The organism is Microbacterium sp. SW12 (assembly GCF_055391095.1).
This window is the reverse complement of record NZ_AP024335.1, coordinates 2,484,444-2,500,745: the sequence shown is the minus strand read 5'-3', so window position 1 is coordinate 2,500,745 and position 16,302 is coordinate 2,484,444. Positions and strand designations below refer to the sequence as shown.

At 67.9% G+C, this 16,302-nt stretch carries 14 protein-coding genes; 9 read left to right on the top strand and 5 right to left on the bottom strand.

Going from position 1 to position 16,302, the window contains the following annotated elements; genetic code table 11:
* Position 1 precedes the first annotated feature (1 nt).
* The 4 genes from MICSW_RS12660 to ccsB are packed head-to-tail and all read left to right on the top strand — an operon-like array spanning position 2 to position 4,162.
* Positions 2–622: a TlpA family protein disulfide reductase gene (locus MICSW_RS12660; protein ID WP_464496154.1), complete on the top strand. Its 621-nt coding sequence runs from the start codon at positions 2–4 to the stop codon at positions 620–622.
* Positions 619–1,374, top strand: coding sequence for a cytochrome c biogenesis CcdA family protein (locus MICSW_RS12655; protein WP_464496151.1), 756 nt, complete (start codon positions 619–621; stop codon positions 1,372–1,374). Before MICSW_RS12660 ends, MICSW_RS12655 begins: the two co-directional genes overlap by 4 nt.
* Positions 1,355–3,088, top strand: coding sequence for a cytochrome c biogenesis protein ResB (gene resB, locus MICSW_RS12650; protein WP_464496150.1), 1,734 nt, complete (start codon positions 1,355–1,357; stop codon positions 3,086–3,088). Before MICSW_RS12655 ends, resB begins: the two co-directional genes overlap by 20 nt.
* Positions 3,089–3,097: 9 nt before the next feature.
* Complete coding sequence (gene ccsB / locus MICSW_RS12645) at positions 3,098–4,162, top strand: c-type cytochrome biogenesis protein CcsB (RefSeq protein WP_347424115.1); 1,065 nt, start codon at positions 3,098–3,100, stop codon at positions 4,160–4,162.
* Positions 4,163–4,508: 346 nt separating this feature from the next.
* Here the strand turns inward: ccsB and MICSW_RS12640 are convergent, their stop codons facing one another.
* Positions 4,509–6,566, bottom strand: coding sequence for a YhgE/Pip domain-containing protein (locus MICSW_RS12640; RefSeq protein ID WP_464496145.1), 2,058 nt, complete (start codon positions 6,564–6,566; stop codon positions 4,509–4,511).
* The gene (locus tag MICSW_RS12635) at positions 6,563–9,463 is read right to left on the bottom strand and encodes an MMPL family transporter (RefSeq protein WP_464496142.1); all 2,901 of its coding nucleotides are present in this window, start codon (positions 9,461–9,463) and stop codon (positions 6,563–6,565) included. Before MICSW_RS12635 ends, MICSW_RS12640 begins: the two co-directional genes overlap by 4 nt.
* A gap of 131 nt (positions 9,464–9,594) precedes the next feature.
* Here MICSW_RS12635 and MICSW_RS12630 point away from each other — a divergent pair, with 131 nt between their 5' ends.
* Positions 9,595–10,269 carry a TetR/AcrR family transcriptional regulator gene (locus MICSW_RS12630; RefSeq protein ID WP_464496138.1) on the top strand — a complete coding sequence of 225 codons (675 nt, stop codon included), beginning with the start codon at positions 9,595–9,597 and terminating at the stop codon, positions 10,267–10,269.
* A 27-nt stretch (positions 10,270–10,296) separates the two neighbouring features.
* Here MICSW_RS12630 and MICSW_RS12625 read toward each other — a convergent pair whose 3' ends face one another.
* On the bottom strand, positions 10,297–11,310 hold the full coding sequence (locus MICSW_RS12625; RefSeq protein ID WP_464496135.1) for an o-succinylbenzoate synthase: 1,014 nt from the start codon (positions 11,308–11,310) through the stop codon (positions 10,297–10,299).
* Positions 11,311–11,391: 81 nt separating this feature from the next.
* On the opposite strand from MICSW_RS12625, the gene MICSW_RS12620 reads away from it, so the two are divergent.
* Positions 11,392–12,195, top strand: coding sequence for an LLM class F420-dependent oxidoreductase (locus tag MICSW_RS12620; protein ID WP_292730240.1), 804 nt, complete (start codon positions 11,392–11,394; stop codon positions 12,193–12,195).
* Positions 12,196–12,213: 18 nt separating this feature from the next.
* Here MICSW_RS12620 and MICSW_RS12615 read toward each other — a convergent pair whose 3' ends face one another.
* On the bottom strand, positions 12,214–12,618 hold the full coding sequence (locus tag MICSW_RS12615) for a glucose-6-phosphate dehydrogenase (RefSeq protein ID WP_347424111.1): 405 nt from the start codon (positions 12,616–12,618) through the stop codon (positions 12,214–12,216).
* 264 nt (positions 12,619–12,882) lie between these two features.
* On the opposite strand from MICSW_RS12615, the gene MICSW_RS12610 reads away from it, so the two are divergent.
* Genes MICSW_RS12610 through MICSW_RS12600 form a run of 3 tightly spaced genes read left to right on the top strand, consistent with a single transcriptional unit; the run spans position 12,883 to position 15,929 of the window.
* Positions 12,883–13,785 (top strand): 1,4-dihydroxy-2-naphthoyl-CoA synthase, encoded by a 903-nt coding sequence (locus MICSW_RS12610; RefSeq protein ID WP_228177875.1) that lies wholly within the window; start codon positions 12,883–12,885, stop codon positions 13,783–13,785.
* A gap of 21 nt (positions 13,786–13,806) precedes the next feature.
* Entirely contained in the window at positions 13,807–14,937 is a 1,131-nt protein-coding gene (locus tag MICSW_RS12605) for an AMP-binding protein (protein WP_292735074.1), read from the top strand.
* A gap of 11 nt (positions 14,938–14,948) precedes the next feature.
* Positions 14,949–15,929 carry a 1,4-dihydroxy-2-naphthoate polyprenyltransferase gene (locus tag MICSW_RS12600; RefSeq protein WP_374198010.1) on the top strand — a complete coding sequence of 327 codons (981 nt, stop codon included), beginning with the start codon at positions 14,949–14,951 and terminating at the stop codon, positions 15,927–15,929.
* On the opposite strand, the gene MICSW_RS12595 is transcribed toward MICSW_RS12600, so the two are convergent.
* Positions 15,876–16,217 (bottom strand): DUF4229 domain-containing protein, encoded by a 342-nt coding sequence (locus tag MICSW_RS12595; RefSeq protein ID WP_228177876.1) that lies wholly within the window; start codon positions 16,215–16,217, stop codon positions 15,876–15,878. The two genes, MICSW_RS12600 and MICSW_RS12595, sit on opposite strands and share 54 nt — an antisense overlap.
* Positions 16,218–16,302: the final 85 nt, after the last annotated feature.

Sequence of the window (16,302 nt, the reverse complement as noted above, 5' to 3'; positions counted from 1 at the left end):
CGTGACGATTCGCCGTGGCCGCAGGTCGGCATCCGTCGCTCTCGCGCTGGTTGGCGTCCTCGCGGTGGGCGGAGTGCTCGCCGGGTGCACCGCCGATCCGCTCGCCGACCAGTACCGGGCGGGTGACAACAAGGGCTTCATCGCGCAGAACGGAATGGAAGCCGTCGCGATTCCCATCGACCAACGCTCCGCGCCGCTGAACTTCTCGGGCGTCACCGATACCGGCGAGACGGTGACCAGCGAGGACTACCGCGGTCAGGTGCTCGTGGTGAACTTCTGGTACGCCGCATGCGCGCCGTGCATCGTCGAGGCGCCCGAACTCGAGGCCGCCTACGAGGAGGTCGGCGGGGCCGATGTCGCGTTCCTCGGTCTGAACACTGCCGACGAGGCGCCGACGGCGCGATCGTTCGCCGAAGACAACGGCGTCAGCTATCCGAGCCTCATCTCGGTCGGCGACCGCGAACTCAAGCTCGCGTTCGCGGACGCGACCCCCTTGAACGCGACCCCCGTCACGCTTGTCATCGACCCCGAAGGCCGCGTCGCTGCTCGGGTCATCGGCGCGCTCTCGAGCTCGTCCATCCTCACGACTCTCGTGAAGGAAACGCTCGCGGAGAACGGATGAACGTCACCGACCTGATCGGAGGGGGAGCCCTCTGGGTTGCCGTCCCGATCGCGTTGGCGGCGGGCGTCCTATCCTTTCTCTCGCCCTGCGTCCTTCCCCTCGTCCCCGGCTACCTCGGGTTCATCGGTGGCTCAGTCACCTCGACCCGCAACGACCAGGGGATCGCGGTCCCGAGCCGGGCGCGTCTCCTCGGCGGGGTTTCGCTGTTCATCGCAGGCTTCACCGTCGTATTCATGGCGATCACGATCCTCGGTGGTGCGCTCGGCCAGTTCTTCCTCCGGTATGGCGACCTCATCACCCGCATCCTCGGTGGTGTCATCATCCTGCTCGGCCTCGTCTTCATCGGGCTGTTCGGCTTCGCGCAGCGCACGATCAAACCGCAGGTACGCGGCAATATCGGCCTCATCGGCGCCCCCCTGCTGGGTCTCGCGCTCGGCCTCGGCTGGGCTCCGTGCATCGGCCCGACCCTGGCCGCGATCACCGCGCTGTCCTGGAATTTCGGCGACCCCGGGCGCGCAGCCCTCCTCGGCCTCACGTACTCGCTCGGACTCGGCATCCCCTTCGTGCTGCTCGCACTCGGCCTCGGCTGGGCAACCACGGCAGTCGCGTTCCTGCGACGCCACATCCGCGCGATCAACATCGCCGGCGGCATCCTGCTGGTGCTGCTCGGCATCCTCATGCTCACCGGCGTCTGGACGACGCTCATGATCTCGCTCCAGGGGGTGCTCATCAATGTCCCCCTCCCGCTCTGATGACGTGACCGTCGATCCGCTTCGCCCCGCCGATCACGCCGATGCTGCGGCCGACGGCACGGATGCCGGTGGTCCGGCCCCCGCCAACACCGTCAACTCGCCCGCGCTCGGCGTCGTCGGATGGGCGCGGTGGGGATGGCGCCAGCTCACCAGCATGCGCACGGCGCTGCTCCTGCTTCTGCTGCTCGCAATCGCGGCGATCCCGGGGTCGCTCGTACCCCAGCGCAGTGCCGATCCCAACGGCGTGACGCAGTACTTCACCGACAACCCCGACCTCGCGCCGATCCTCGACGGGCTCCAACTGTTCGACGTGTACACGTCGGCCTGGTTCTCGGCGATCTACATCCTGTTGTTCATCTCGCTCATCGGATGTGTCATCCCGCGCACGCAGCACCACTGGAAGGCGCTGCGGGCCCGGCCCCCGCGCACTCCTGCACGTCTCGAGCGGCTCTCGACGTATCGCGAGACGTTGATCGAAGGGGCGGATGCCGACCCCGCAGCCTATGCGGCCGCCGCTGTGGCTCTCGCCGAGCAGCAGCTGCGCCGCGGTGGTTACCGCACCGAGCGGTACGACACCGATCGTCGGGGCGCCTCGAGCTTCAGTGTCTCGGCAGAGCGCGGCTACCTGAAAGAGACCGGGAACCTCATCTTCCACGGCGCGCTCGTGGGCGTTCTCATCGCGGTCGGAGTCGGCGGAGGCTTCACCTACACCGGCCAGACCGTCATCATCCAGGGTGACACGTTCACGAACGCGCTCGTTGATTACTCCTCGTTCAACCCCGGCCGCTTCGTCGACGAGAACTCCCTCGTTCCCTATGCGATAACGCTCGACGAGTTCAGCGTCAGCTACGTCGCTCCCGACGAAAGCGGCGCCGGTCAGGCCGGAGACTTCGTCGCGCGACTCACCACCCAACGCGCAGGCGAGGACCCGACAGCCGGAGAGGTGCGGGTGAACCATCCGCTCGATGTCGCGGGCGATCGAATCTTCCTCATGGGCAACGGATACGCGCCGACCATCACGGTTCGCGCTCCCGACGGCGAGGTCGTCTACTCGGCATCCGTTCCCTTCCTGCCGCAGGACCGGAACCTCACCTCGCTCGGCGTCGTCAAGGTGCCCGACGGACTACCTGAGCAGCTCGGGCTCGTCGGCTTCTTCTACCCGACGGTCGCGGAGCTCGAGACCGGGGCCCTCACCTCGGGATGGCCAGCACTGGTCTACCCGGAGTTGACCTTCAACGTGTTCGAGGGGGATCTCGGCATCGACGGCGGCATCCCGCGCTCGGTGTACGCCCTCGACACGACGGACATGACACAGCTCACCGGCGGAACCACCGGTGTCGACTCGATCCGGCTGCTGCCGGGCGAAACCGCAGAGATCCCCGGCGGCCGCGGAACCGTCACCTTCGAAGACGATTCCGCCGTGACCCCCACGGGCGAGCCGGTCAAGCGGTTCGTCTCGCTGTCGATCCACCGAGACGCCGGGGCGACGTGGGTTCTCGTGTTCGCTTCGATCGCCGTCGCGGGGCTGCTCGCTGCCCTGTTCGTGCCCCGCCGCCGCATGTGGGTGAAGGCGACAGTTCAAGGCCCCAACGTGAGGATCGAGTACGCGGGACTCGCCCGTGGTGAGGATCCGACGCTGGATGCCACGGTCGAGCGCTTCGCCGGCGACCACGGTGCCTCCCTCGCGGGGCGCGGCGCCAGCAAGCCCACGTAAACTGGCCCCATGCCCGTCGATTCCGCGCTGTCCCTCGAGTCGGTCTCGTTTCTGCTGGTGTGGACCGCCATCGCGATCTACGCACTCGCGTTCATCGCCTACGTCGTCGACCTCTCACGCCGTTCGGCGGTAGCGGTCGACCGCTCCGCTCAGCGGGAGCTCGTGTCGGTCGGTGCAGGAGCGGCATCCGTCGATGGCGCGGCGGGTCCTGCATCCGCTGTCGAGGAGCTTCGCGCCGAGGGTCGGGCTGCCGAAGAGAACCTCAACGCTGCGCCCGGTCGCCGCACGCGTCTACTGTGGGCGCGTATCGGCACGAGCCTGACGTGGCTCGCCTTCCTCTTCCACCTCGGGGGCGTCATCACGCGCGGCATCGTCGCCGGTCACGTGCCCTGGTCGAACATGTACGAGTTCGCCCTCACGGGCACGGTGCTGATCGTCGCCGTCTACCTCGGGGTGCTCTTCCGCTACGACCTCCGTTTCCTCGGATCGCTCATCACAGGCATGGTCGTCCTCATGCTCGGCGGCGCCTCGCTGCCGTTCACGTTCTATGTCGAGGTCGTGCCGCTGGCCGACCCGCTCAAGAGCGTCTGGCTCGTCATCCACGTGTTCGTCGCCTCGCTGGCTACCGCGCTGTTCGCTATCGCGTTCGGCCTGTCGGTGCTCCAGCTCATGCAGGCGCGCCGCGAACAGCGGGCGATTGCCGCCGTCGGCACCGGTGCGACGATGCGATCCGGCCCGGGCTTCCTGCGTACCCTTCCCGGCGCGGAAGCACTCGAATCGCTGGCCTACCGCTTTGCGATCATGGGCTTCGTCTTCTGGACCTTCACGCTGATCGCCGGATCGATCTGGGCCAACGACGCGTGGGGCCGCTACTGGGGCTTTGACACGAAGGAAGTCTGGACCTTCGTGATCTGGGTCCTCTACGCCGGTTACATCCACGCCCGGGCGACGCGCGGGTGGCGCGGCGCCCGCTCAGCGTGGCTGTCGATCGTCGGATTCGCGGCAGTGATCTTCAACTTCACGATCGTGAACATGTTCTTCAAGGGACTGCACGCCTACAGCGGCCTCAGCTGAGGCTTTGGCCGGCTCTCGTCATCCGGGCCGGTTCCGCGTCTGGCCCCATCTTTCGGTCGCGCCTTCCTGCGGGCTGCAGGCACCCATACCCACACCAAGGCGCGACTGAGCTGCTCTTCAGGGACGCTCTGGGTCTGACGAAAGATCTCGGTCGCGCCTAGATGCGGGTGGAGGCGGGGAAGACCCACACCAAGGCGCGACTGAGCTGCTCGGTACGGGTGCGAGGGCGCGACGGATGCTGCGGCGTGCACACGGCTCGTCATCCTTCGGTCGCGCCTTGACGTGGGTGTGGGGTCGTGAGACCCGCGCGAGGGCGCGACCGAAGGGGATGTGCGCGTCAGCGCGGCTAGTTTGTGGCGGGGGCGGCGAGGATGGCGCGGGCCGTGGTCGTCCGCTTCGCGGCCACCGCGAGGATGGTCGCGATGAAGGCGAGGCCGCTCCAGATCAGGAGACCCGCGATCCCCGCGCTGACGCCGCCCGACCCGGTCAGGGCGCCGAGCATCGCGTTGTACGCGGGCGAGACCGGCATGACCGCGTCGATCGCCGTCAGCACACCGGGAACCGTGGACACAATTCCGGTTGCAACGGCGAGTACGCCGATCAGGGCGGCCGCCCAGCGGCCGGCGCCACCGAAGACGGCAACGAGTGCCTGGTTCACTGCAGCGAACGCGATACCGGCCAGGATGCTGACCCCGGCGAAGATCGACCAGTCTCCCCAGTCATAGCCAGCAGAGATCTGGACGATCCCAGCCACGAGCAGACCCTGGACGGCGCCGATCGCCGCGGCGGGGGCCAGCGAGCGCAGGGCGAGCAGCACGGACGGCGACCGGGAGGCGAGCGTGCGAGCCGGGAAGGCCCGGAGCACGACGAACGAACCAAGTGCGCCGAACCACAGGGCGAGCGCGGTCAACAGCGGAATCGCTGACGCGCCGAACAGGTCGGAGCCGACACCTTCCGCCGCCACGGGATCGGCCACGACCTCCGCGAGGCTCGCGGCCTCGGCATCCGTATACGACGGGAGCTGCTCGACCGCCGTGTGGAGCCCATCCGCGAGGGAGGTCGTGCCATCGGCGAGCTGTCTCAGCCCGTCGCTCAGGGTCGTGGCACCGGTAGCGGCGTCACCGACACCGGTGGCGAGACCCGATGCGCCCGACGCGAGCTGTGCGCTGCCGGCAGCGAGGTCGTTTGCGCTCGCTGCGAGCTGATGGACGCCCGCGGCCGCCTCGTTCGCACCACCGGCCAGTCCCGTGATGCCGGAAGTGACCTGTGAGCTCCCGCCCGCGAGTTGAGTCACGCCGGCTGTCAGGTCGGGTCCGAGCGTTGACAGGTCGTCGACCCCGGCAGCGATCGTATCGGCGTTGTCGAGAATGTCGTTGACCGCAGGCAACGCGGCGTTGGCCTCATCGGCGATCTGGGTGAGTGTCTGACAGACCGGGCCCGGGAGGCCAAGATCCGTACACGTCGCGACGAGCTGGTTGAGGTCGTCGACAGCTCCATTCACCGAGGCGCTGATCTGCTCGCTGTTGGCAGCGAGCTCGTATGCGGCATCGACAACGTCTTGCGGGAGGGTTGGAATTTGGGCGGTCTGCGCCGCCAGCTGATTCAGGCCGTCGGTGACCTGCTGTGAACCGCTGGCTACGGCTCCGGCTCCCGCGGCCCACGAGTCCAGGCCGTTCGCGGCGTTCGTCGCCCCGGCTGACCAGGCGGTCAGGCCGCCACTGAGTCGGCTCGTTCCGGCGGAGAGTTGCGAAGCTCCCGATGCAGCGTCCTGCAGCCCGCTCGCAAGTTCGGCCGACCCGTCAGCCGATTGCTTCATCCCGTCGGCGAGCTGGTCGGCGCCATCGGCTGCCTCGCCGAGCTGGTCACCGAGGGTCGTGAAGCCGAGGAACACGTTCTCGAGGTAGGCGGTCGAGATCTGCTCGCCGGTCAGCGTTGCCGCGGTCGAGGTGATCTGAGCGGTAATGGCGTCGTCGACGATGAGGCTGTCGGGCGGCGTCGTGACCTCGATGGTGGCGCGCTCCGGAGTTTCGCCGGGGCGGGTCGATGTCGCTGCGGCCGAGAAATTCTCGGGAATCGTCACGACTGCGGCGTAGGTGCCGTCGGCGAGGCCCGTGGCCGCGTCGACGGCGTTCGAGATCGTCCAGGTCAGGTTGCTCTCGCTATCCCCGGAGCCTTCCACGAGGCCGGCTGTGAGCTGGCGTCCGAGTGGGACGTACTGACCATCGATCGTGACAGCCTGATCGTTGTTCACAATCGCGGCGTTCATCGTGTCAAGCCGCGACGCGGGGTTGTACAGGGCGACCACCAGGATGCCGCCGATGACGGCGGGCAGCAGGATGACGCCAAGGATCGTCAGCCACGTGATGGGCCGGCGGGTGCGAGCTCGTTCGACAGAAATGCTCATGCGTGCTCCTCAGCGGAAGCGGGAACGGGTGTGTGAAGACGTGTGGGAAGCGCCAGTGAGTGCACGCCCGCACGGTGGGCGTCGGCCATGAGGCTGAGCGCCGAGCCCTCATGCTGGGTCGAGGCCAGGATCGTGAGTGGCGAGTGCGCGTCATCGAAACGCTCGCGACGTGCGACTGCCGCATCACGCAGGAGCGCCGCAGCCTGATCTCGCGTAGCTTGGCCTTCGAGTCGGCCGAGACCATCGATGACGACGATCAGCGCGGATCCGCGCAGGGCGCGCGCGAGCTCCGCGAGGGGATCGTCGGCATCCGCGAGGAGTGCAACTCCGACCTGTGAACGCACCCATGCGGCACGCTCGGGAAGCAGGTGCCCGGCAACTCGCAGGCGGCCGCCGGTCGGGGCGAGGCGGCCGGCGATCGTCAACAGCAGGGCGCGTGAGGCGCGCGGGTCGCCGGTGACGATGACCGTGTCGCCGAACTCGACGCTGGTTGTCACCCCGGCGAATACGTCGACATCACCGCCGTGCGCCGACCCGTAGGCCAGCAGATCGAGATCCTCGGCGGCCACGGCTGCGATGCGGTCGGACTTAGGCCAGTCCTTGAGCGAGAGCTCTCGCTCCACGGCTTCGCCCTCGACGTCGAAGTGCGGCAGCACACGGTGCATCCACCGCGGCATCCACCACGCGTGCTGACCCAGAAGAGTCATCACGGCGGGAACCAGCGTCATTCGCACGAGGAACGCGTCGATCGCGATGCCCGCCGCAAGTCCCAGCGCGATGGGTTTGATGTTGATGTCACCCTCCGGAACGAACGCCGCGAACACCGCAAACATGATGACCGCGGCTGCGGTCACGACGCGGGCGGATGCCGTGAACCCCGACCGGACAGCGCTGATTGCCGTCGCGCGGTCGGCGCGGCCCCCGCGGGCGCGCCGCAGGTGGACGTAGTCCTCGCGCATCCGTGAGACCAGGAAGACCTCGTAGTCCATCGCGAGGCCGAAGAGGACTCCCATGAGGATGATCGGCATGAAGCTGATGACGGGTCCGGTCTTGGACACGTGGAGCATGTCGGCGACCACTCCCCACTCGAAGACGAGGGCGACGATCCCGAACGCTGCGGCGACCGAGAGGAGGTAACCGGCGGCTGCCTTGAGGGGAACCCAGATGGATCGGAAGACGATCGTGAGCAGCACGAGCGAAAGCCCGACCACGAAGATGCCGAACGGCAGGAGTGCGCCGCCCAGCCTGTCGGAGATGTCGATGGCGACGGCGGTGAAGCCGGTCACTTTGAGGTCGACGCCGTACTCGTCGAGAAGCCTGTCGTGTTGTGAGCGCAGTTCGCGCACGAGTTCGGCCGTGGCGGGGTCATCCGGTGCGGTCTCGGGCACGATCTGCACGATTCCGGTATCGGCCGTGCGGTTGGGGGTTGCGAGTGCTACCTCTTTCACGCCGGGTATCGTCGCGATGTCATCGCCGAGGTCCTGCATCAGAGTCAGCGGATCGGTCGAGGTGACGATCGTGCCAGTCATGATGAGCGGCCCGTTGGCTCCGGCCCCGAAGTGCTCGGCCACGAGGTCGTAGCTCTGCCTTGCCTCGTTGTCTTCGGGCAGCATCCCGGCGTTGGGAAGAGCCAACGCGAGGCTGCCGGCGGGGATCGCGAGCGCCCCGAGAAGCGCCACGACCGACACCGTGGTGACGACCGGATGCCGGGTCACGAGCTTCACCCACGGGTTCGTCTTCTTGCGGTGTGCGGTTGCAGGTGCGGGCTCAGCCTCGGGTTCGGCATCAGCCTCGGATGCGGCCTCAGCCAGTGCCGCGGCATCCTCGCGTGCAGATGTGCCACGCCGTCGTCTGGTGACCTTTCGGCGTCGGGGCCATCCGGCAACCCGGCCTTTGACGAAGCCGAGGAAGGCGGGCGTGAGGGTCACGGCAATGGCAACGGCGATGGCGACCGCGACCGATGCGGCGATCCCCATGGTGGTGAGGAAGGGGATGTTGGCAAAAGAGAGGCCGATGAGCGCGATCAGCACTGTCGCGCCGGCGAACACGACAGCGGAGCCGGCCGTTCCTGTCGCTCGGGCTGCAGCCTCTTCGGGGTCGACGCCGTCACGGACGGCATCCTGCTGGCGGGAGATGATGAACAGCGCGTAGTCGATGCCGACTGCGAGCCCCAGCATGAGCGCGAGCATCGGCGTCGTCGACGAGATCGTCGCAAAGGCCGTCGAGATGAAGATGAGCGCCATCGACAGGCCGACGCCGACGAGGGCAGTGATGAGAGGGAGGCCCGCGACGACGAACGATCGGAACGTCACGATGAGAACCGCCAGAGCGAGGACCACGCCGAACAGTTCGACGATCGACAGCGTCGGCAGTGACTGGGAGAAGAGGTCTCCGCCGAGCGCCACCGTCGTTCCGGCGGGAAGCTCGGCCTGCAGGGCATCGGTGATCTCGAAAAGCTCATCCTTCGTTTCGGACGAGACCGACGAGGCCTGCCCTTCGAACTGGAAGCGCACAAGGACCGCCGACCCACCGTCGGAGATCAGGCCCGAAATCGACTCGTCGTACGGGTCGCTGACGGCGAGGACCCCGTCAATGCCCTCGATCTCGTCGATCGTCTGGGCGATGTCTTCGGGGAACGGTGCGTCCTCAACAGTCATGCCCTCGGGGGCGACGACGATGAACTGCGCACTGGTTCCCGAGACTTCAGGAAAGGTCCGCTGCAGCTCCTCGAGGCCCGCCTGTGACTCGGTTCCGGGAATCGAGAAGGTGTTGTCGGTGCCCTGCTGGAAGAGCACAGCTCCGCCGCCCGCGAGGACCAGCACGAGAAGCCAAGACGCGAGCACCCGCCACGGGTGCCGATACGCCCATCGTCCGAGGGCATAGAGAACGGTGGACACGGGTCTTCCTCCGGGAGTCGTCAAGGGGAGTCTCGATACACCGGTGTATCCGATACGCATGTGTATCGTAGACGATTGCTGAGACCAGCAGGCTGAAGGCGCGGTGTGAACACCGGTGAGGGGAGGGCGTGATGTCGGCAGATGACGCTGACGCCACCCGGTATGTGCTGCAGGCGATCGACGGCATCACCCCTGACGGGGCGCGTGGTCGCGAGCGCACTAAAGCGCGGCTGATGCGCGCCGCCTACGAGGTGTTTGCCGAAGTCGGGCTCGACGGAGCCTCGGTCGAGGCGATCTGCGAACGTGCCGGATACACGCGCGGTGCGTTCTATTCCAACTTCTCCACAAAGGAAGAGCTGTTCTTCGAGCTGGTGCGCGCGGTGACCGACCGCAAGCTTGAAGCTGTCTCCGAACGCGTGGACGGCTTGCGTGCCCAGGATGCCGCGTTGACGCCCAACGAGCTGGTGCAGAGCGTGCTCGATGGCACCGTCGAAGGGCTCCTCGATGTCGTCCTCATGAGCGAGATCCGGTTGCGCGCGATGCGCGACGACGAGACGGCGCGGGCGTACCTTGCGTGGGCTTCGAGCCTCATCGATCGGGTGCAGCGGATGATCGAATCGCTTGTCACCTCCTACGGTCTGCGGCTGCGCCTCCCAGCCCGCGACGTAGCTCGCCTCGTCTTGACAGTCTGGGAAGACGCGCTCATCACGGCAGCGATCGAGCGGATCGATGACGACGGGCTGCGTCGACGCGCAGAGTCGCAGACGCAACAGCTCGCGCTCGCGCTCGTCGACGCGGCATCCTGATCGCGCGCTAGGCCCAGCGCGACCGTTTCAGCCCTGGGACACCGCCAGGAGGGCGTGGCACCTGGTTAGTCGCTCGCGCCACCACCGTCTGCGGTCCGGCGGTGCTGCCTGGAATTCAAGCGCTGACTCGTCGACCGCGGGTCTGCGAACAGGAATGGTGCCGTGCTCCGGCCGCACCGGCTGCGTCGTGACGTCGGCAGCCAGCAAAGAAGCGGTGCCCAGGCCGCAGTCGTAGTCGAGATCGGGAAGGGCCGCGGCCAGCGCAGCGCCCATTGCCAGCCCCACCGAAGTGTCAAGCGCGCTCGAGACGACGACGGGCAGCCCCGCCTCGGCGACGATCGCGAGGGCCCGGTGGACGCCGCCCAGGGGCTGCGCCTTGATCACCAGCAGATCTGCGGCGCCGGAACGTGCCACAGCGAGCGGGTCTTCGGCCTTGCGTACACTCTCGTCGGCGGCAACCGGAACACCCATGTACCGGATGCGGCGCCGCAGCTCCCGGAGCTCCTCCAGGCTTCCGCAGGGTTGTTCGACGTACTCCAGATCGAACTCGGCGAGCGCACGCACCGCGTGCTCCGCCTCGTCCAGGTTCCACGCTCCGTTTGCGTCGACCCGGATGCGGCCGAGCGGCCCCATGGCCTCCCGGACCGCTCGCACGCGGGCCACATCATCGGCGAGTGTCCCGCCGGACTCTGCCACCTTGACCTTCACCGTGCGGCATCCATCGAAACGGGCGAGCACGTCGGATACGGCATCCGGTGCAACCGCGGGAACTGTCGCGTTCACGCGGATCTCGCTGCGACGGGCCGCGGGGGTGCTGTGCCAGCCGAAGTCGATGGCTGCGGCAAGCCAGGTGCTCGCCTCGGCGTCGTCGTACTCGAGGAACGGTGAGAACTCCGTCCATCCCGCGGGCCCGCGCAGCAGCATCGCTTCTCGGTGCTCGATGCCGCGGAACCGTGTTGCGAGCGGTAGTGCGACAACGTGGGCGCTCTCGAGGAGTTCGTCCAGGGGCGGGAGTGACGGCAGGTGCAAGGCGGCGACCATGCTCTCATCCTGCCCGCCGCACTGCCGCTCGGCATCCCGGCGCGCGGGCCCTGGGGGTGTGGACGTCCGTAGGCTGAAGACATGGTTCTTCTCGATACTCTCGTCCGACTCGGCGTGCAGGTGCGCCCCCAGCACGTGAGCTATCCCCAGATCCGTGAGGCAGTGCTCTGGCTCGAGGACTTCGGCGTCGACATCGCCTTCAACTGGGATCATTTCTACCCGCTCAGCGGTGACCCGGATGGCGCGCACTTCGAGTCGTGGACGATGCTCGGCGCGTGGGCTGAGCAGACCGAGCGCATCGAGTTCGGCGCTCTTGTCAACTGCAACAGCTACCGCAACGCCGACCTGCAGGCAGATATGGCGCGGACGGTCGACCACATCAGCGCCAAGGGCGGCGCTGCCGGCCGGTTCATCTTCGGCACCGGCTCGGGGTGGTTCGAGAAGGACTACGTCGAATACGGCTATGAGTTCGGTACCGCGGGTTCTCGGCTGGATGACCTGGCCGAAGGGCTCCGCCGGGTCGAGGCCCGGTGGGAGCAGCTCAATCCGGCGCCGACGCGCAAGATCCCCGTCATGATCGGCGGCGCGGGCGAACAGAAGACCCTGCGTCTGGTTGCCCGCCACGCCGACATCTGGCACAGCTTCGTGAAGCCGGATGCCGTCACCAGCAAGCTCGACGTTCTCGAGCGGTGGGCGCAGAAGGAAGAGCGGGACCTGTCGAACCTCGTGGTCTCGAACGAGATCGGGGCGCGAAACGTCGACGAGGTCGAGGCGCTCTATGGCGCGGGAGTGCGGCTGTTCACGCTGGGGATCGATGGCCCCGACTGGAACTTCGACGCCGTCAAGCAGTGGGTGGCGTGGCGCGACGCCAAGAACGCGGCGTGATGGTCGCGCGCGGACCGGTCAGCTGACCGATTCGCCGCAGACACCGCAGATGCCGCTCGTCGGGACCTCGACGAAGCAGTTCGGGCACACCGCTGCGACCCGCTCGGGCTTCGACGGCGTTGGGCGGGATGTACGGGGTGCGCGGGGCGTCGTGCTCTTGCGTGCCCGGGCAGCCGGGGGAGCCGAGACCGGAGGGAGCGGTGCGACGGCCGGGCGGTGTTCGAGGCAGTAGAGGCGCACGAACCCGGCGTGGTTGTTCGGGTGCCGGTGCTTGACCGCCCACAGCTCGGTCCGCTCTTTCAGCGGCTCGTCTGCAGGGCATCGGGCGCAGCGACTCGCCTCACCGGGCATCGCCTCGGAGGCCAGGACGGGGGTCTCGAACGGGAGCGCGTCCCGCCAGTCCGACGATGTCCTGATCTGCATCCGTATATCTCCCTGTCCTCTCCTCCAGGCTACCCGCGCCGAGTTGTCCCTCTCTCCGCCGAGTTGTCCTTCCTCCCGCCGAGTTGTCCCTCTCCCCGCCGAGTTGTCCTTCGTTGTGCTGAGTTGTCCCTTGCTGCGTCGAGTTGTCCCTTGCGCTAGGCAAGGACAACTCGCGCCGGGCAAGGACAACTCGCGTGAAGGAGGGACAACTCGCGTGAAGGTGTGGCCCGCCAGACGGGCTAAGCGCCCGCGTAGGCTGGTGCCGTGAGCGTTTCCGAGCTGTTCGATCCGGATGCCTGGGTTCTTGCCCCCGGTGCTGAGGGGTACACCGACATCACCTCCCACGTCTCGCCGGACGGCCGGATCGCCCGGATCGCGTTCGACCGGCCCGAGGTTCGCAACGCGTTCCGCCCACACACCGTCGACGAGCTGTACCGCGCCCTCGACATCGCACGGCAGGACTCGAAGATCGGCGTCGTGCTCCTGACCGGCAACGGCCCGAGTCCGAAGGACGGCGGCTGGGCGTTCTGCTCCGGCGGCGACCAGCGCATCCGTGGTCGCGATGGCTACACCTATGCGGCCGACGACGCGACGGCACCGGACCCGGCCCGCTCGGGGCGCCTGCACATCCTTGAGGTGCAACGGCTCATCCGGTTCATGCCGAAGGTCGTGATCGCGGTGATCCCGGGCTGGGCTGCGGGCGGCGGACACTCGCTGCACGTCGTGTGCGACCTGTCGATCGCGAGCCGCGAGCACGGCAGGTTCAAACAGACGGATGCCGACGTCGGCTCCTTCGACGCGGGCTACGGCTCGGCGTACTTCGCCCGCCAGATCGGCCAGAAGTTCGCGCGCGAGGTGTTCTTCCTCGCGGAGGAGTACGCGGCGCAGCGGGCGTACGAGATGGGCGCGGTCAACCGCGTCGTCGAGCATGCGCAGCTCGAGCGCGAGGCCATCGCGATGGCCCGCACGATCCTCACCAAGTCGCCGACCGCGATCCGGATGCTGAAGTTCGCGTTCAACGCCGTCGATGACGGGCTCGTGGGCCAGCAGGTGTTCGCGGGGGAAGCGACCCGGCTCGCATACGGCACCGATGAGGCCGTCGAGGGCAAGGACGCGTTCCTGCAGAAGCGTGACCCCGACTGGTCGCCGTATCCCTGGCACTACTGAACCCGGGCCCGGACCGCCGTCGTGACGAACCGATTGCAGGATGACACGCCGCAGCCGACGCCCTGGCGGCTCATCCGGCTGAGTTCCTCCTGCAATCGGGACGCGCAGGCGCTCGTGGAAACAGTGCGCGACGCGCTCGCCGAGGTTCCGGGGTCAGATCTCGAGCCGGCGGTGATCGTCGAGACCTCCGGCTCGTCGGGCTACCCCAAGTCGGTCGTGCTTCCGATCGGCGCGCTGCGCGCCAGCGCCACAGCGACGGCAGAACGGATCGGGTCCGGGTCCTGGGTGCTCGCGCTCGAACCGACGTATGTCGCCGGTCTCCAGGTGCTCGTGCGCAGCATCCTGGCGGGGACCGACCCGGCCGTCATCCCTGCCTCGTTCACGCCCGAGCAGTTCTTCGAGGCCGCCGCGGGACTCGACGCTCCCCGGTACACGTCGCTCGTGCCCGCCCAACTCACCCGGCTCCTGGATGCCGCAGCCCGCGATCCCGCGGTCGCAGACTGCCTGCGCGGGTTCGAAGCGATCCTCGTCGGCGGCCAAGCGCTGCCAGCGGCGGAGTTGCAGCGTAGCGCCGCTCTCGGCATCCGGATCGTGCGCACGTACGGCTCCAGCGAGACCAGCGGCGGATGTGTGTACGACGGCGTGCCGCTGGCCGGAGTGAGCATACGTGTCGAGGGCGGCGAGGTGCAGATCGCGGGACCGGTTCTCGCGTCCGGGTACCTCGACGATGACGAGCGAACCGCGAAGGCCTTCGTCACGGATGCCGACGGCACCCGCTGGTACCGCACCGGCGATACGGGCACGTTCGACGGCACCCTCCGGGTGACCGGGCGCCGCGACAACGTCATTGTCAGCGGTGGCATCAACGTGTCGCTCGACCGCGTGGAGCGCGTCGTGCGCACAGTCCCGGGACTCGAAGCTGCGGTGGTGGTTCCCGTGACGGATGCCCGCTGGGGACAGGCCTCCGTCATCGTCGTCGAAGGGAGCGGCGCGGCCGTGGATGACGCGCTCGCCGAGGCACGCACGCGGGTGGAGTGCGAGATCGGTGCCCCGGCGCGGCCCCGCGCCATCGTCAGGGTCGAACGGATGCCGCTCCTGCCCTCGGGCAAGCCTGACCGCGTCCGGCTCCGCGAGCAGATCACGACGCTCTAGGATTGCTCCCCGTGGCAGCACCCTCCAAGAAGAAGCGCTCGCGGTCTCGCACGAAGCCGCATCCGGGTTCGACCAATCACGCTCGTCGCGACCACCGTTCGCCCGTCGCCGCCCCCAAGCCTGCGACGCTGCGTGACTGGATCGGTGCAGCCCGCCTGCGGACGCTCCCGCTGGCAGTCACCCCGATCCTCATCGGCACAGGAGCAGCACTTCTGATCGAGCGTCCGATGCACTGGGTCATCGCTCTGGCGTGCCTCGTGGTGTCGGTGAGCCTGCAGATCGGGGTGAACTACGCCAATGACTACAGCGATGGCGTGCGCGGCACGGATGCCTACCGGGTGGGGCCGGCTCGCCTGACCGGAGCCGGCAAGGCGAAGCCCCGGACGGTGCTGATCGTCGCGCTCGTGTACTTCGCGATTGCCGGTCTTGCGGGCCTCGCCATCACGATCCGCACCGAACAGTGGTGGTTCCTCGCGGTCGGTACCGCCTGCATCCTCGCTGCTTGGTTCTACACGGGCGGCAAGCGCCCCTATGGCTATGCGGGCCTCGGTGAACTGTTCGTGTTCGTCTTCTTCGGCCTCGTAGCAACGCTCGGCACGACGTGGGTGCAGGTGTTCGCGCTGCCGCAGGAGGCCTGGTTCGGTGCGGTCGGGGCGGGCCTGCTCGCGTGCGCCGTGCTGCTCGCAAACAACCTGCGCGACATCGATCAGGATCGCGTCGCCGGTAAGCGCACGCTCAGTGTTCTGATCGGGCGCCGCGCCACGCAGGTGCTGTACACCGTGTTCGTGCTGGTCCCGTTCGGGATCGCGGGCTACCTTGCGGTCTTCTACCCGATCGCGTGGTTGACCGCGATGGCGTTGCTGCTCGCGCTTCCCGCGATCCTCATCGTGTGGACCTACCGGCAGCCGCGCGAGCTCGTCATCGCCCTGGCGTTGACGTCAGGAACGTCGCTCGCTTTCGGAGCTTTCCTCTTCTGGGCCTTCGCCGGCTGACGGCGCGGGTGCTTCGTCGGCAGCCGGTGCGTCTTCGAGGGTGGCATCCTCAACCTGCTCGTCGGTCGGGTCAGTACGGCGCGCCCTGCGCTCGGCAAGCGATGCCGACACCTCATCGAGGGGGCGGCGCAGGAAGATCACCGAGAGGCTCAGTCCGATGAGCGCGGCGAAGATCGCCGACAGCCAGTAGAACTCGCGGCCGATGGGCAACAGCATCAGGATGCCGAACGGGACGAGGAAGAACAGGATGCGCAGCACCGTATAGAGCCAGAAGGAGCGCGCGTTCACCCCTCCATCGTAGGCGTCGGGCGCCCTGCCGCCGTCCGCCCCGGTCAGCGCCCGCAACCAGCCCCGGCGTGTCGAACCGACCTAG

What these genes read in the sequence shown, in the direction of transcription:
- MICSW_RS12615 (WP_347424111.1), bottom strand. Translation starts at nt 12,618, where the DNA reads ATGCAGATCAGGACATCGTCGGACTGGCGGGACGCGCTCCCGTTCGAG.
- MICSW_RS12620 (WP_292730240.1), top strand. Translation starts at nt 11,392, where the DNA reads ATGGTTCTTCTCGATACTCTCGTCCGACTCGGCGTGCAGGTGCGCCCC.
- MICSW_RS12640 (WP_464496145.1), bottom strand. Translation starts at nt 6,566, where the DNA reads ATGAGCATTTCTGTCGAACGAGCTCGCACCCGCCGGCCCATCACGTGG.
- resB (WP_464496150.1), top strand. Translation starts at nt 1,355, where the DNA reads ATGTCCCCCTCCCGCTCTGATGACGTGACCGTCGATCCGCTTCGCCCC.
- MICSW_RS12630 (WP_464496138.1), top strand. Translation starts at nt 9,595, where the DNA reads ATGTCGGCAGATGACGCTGACGCCACCCGGTATGTGCTGCAGGCGATC.
- MICSW_RS12655 (WP_464496151.1), top strand. Translation starts at nt 619, where the DNA reads ATGAACGTCACCGACCTGATCGGAGGGGGAGCCCTCTGGGTTGCCGTC.
- ccsB (WP_347424115.1), top strand. Translation starts at nt 3,098, where the DNA reads ATGCCCGTCGATTCCGCGCTGTCCCTCGAGTCGGTCTCGTTTCTGCTG.
- MICSW_RS12625 (WP_464496135.1), bottom strand. Translation starts at nt 11,310, where the DNA reads ATGGTCGCCGCCTTGCACCTGCCGTCACTCCCGCCCCTGGACGAACTC.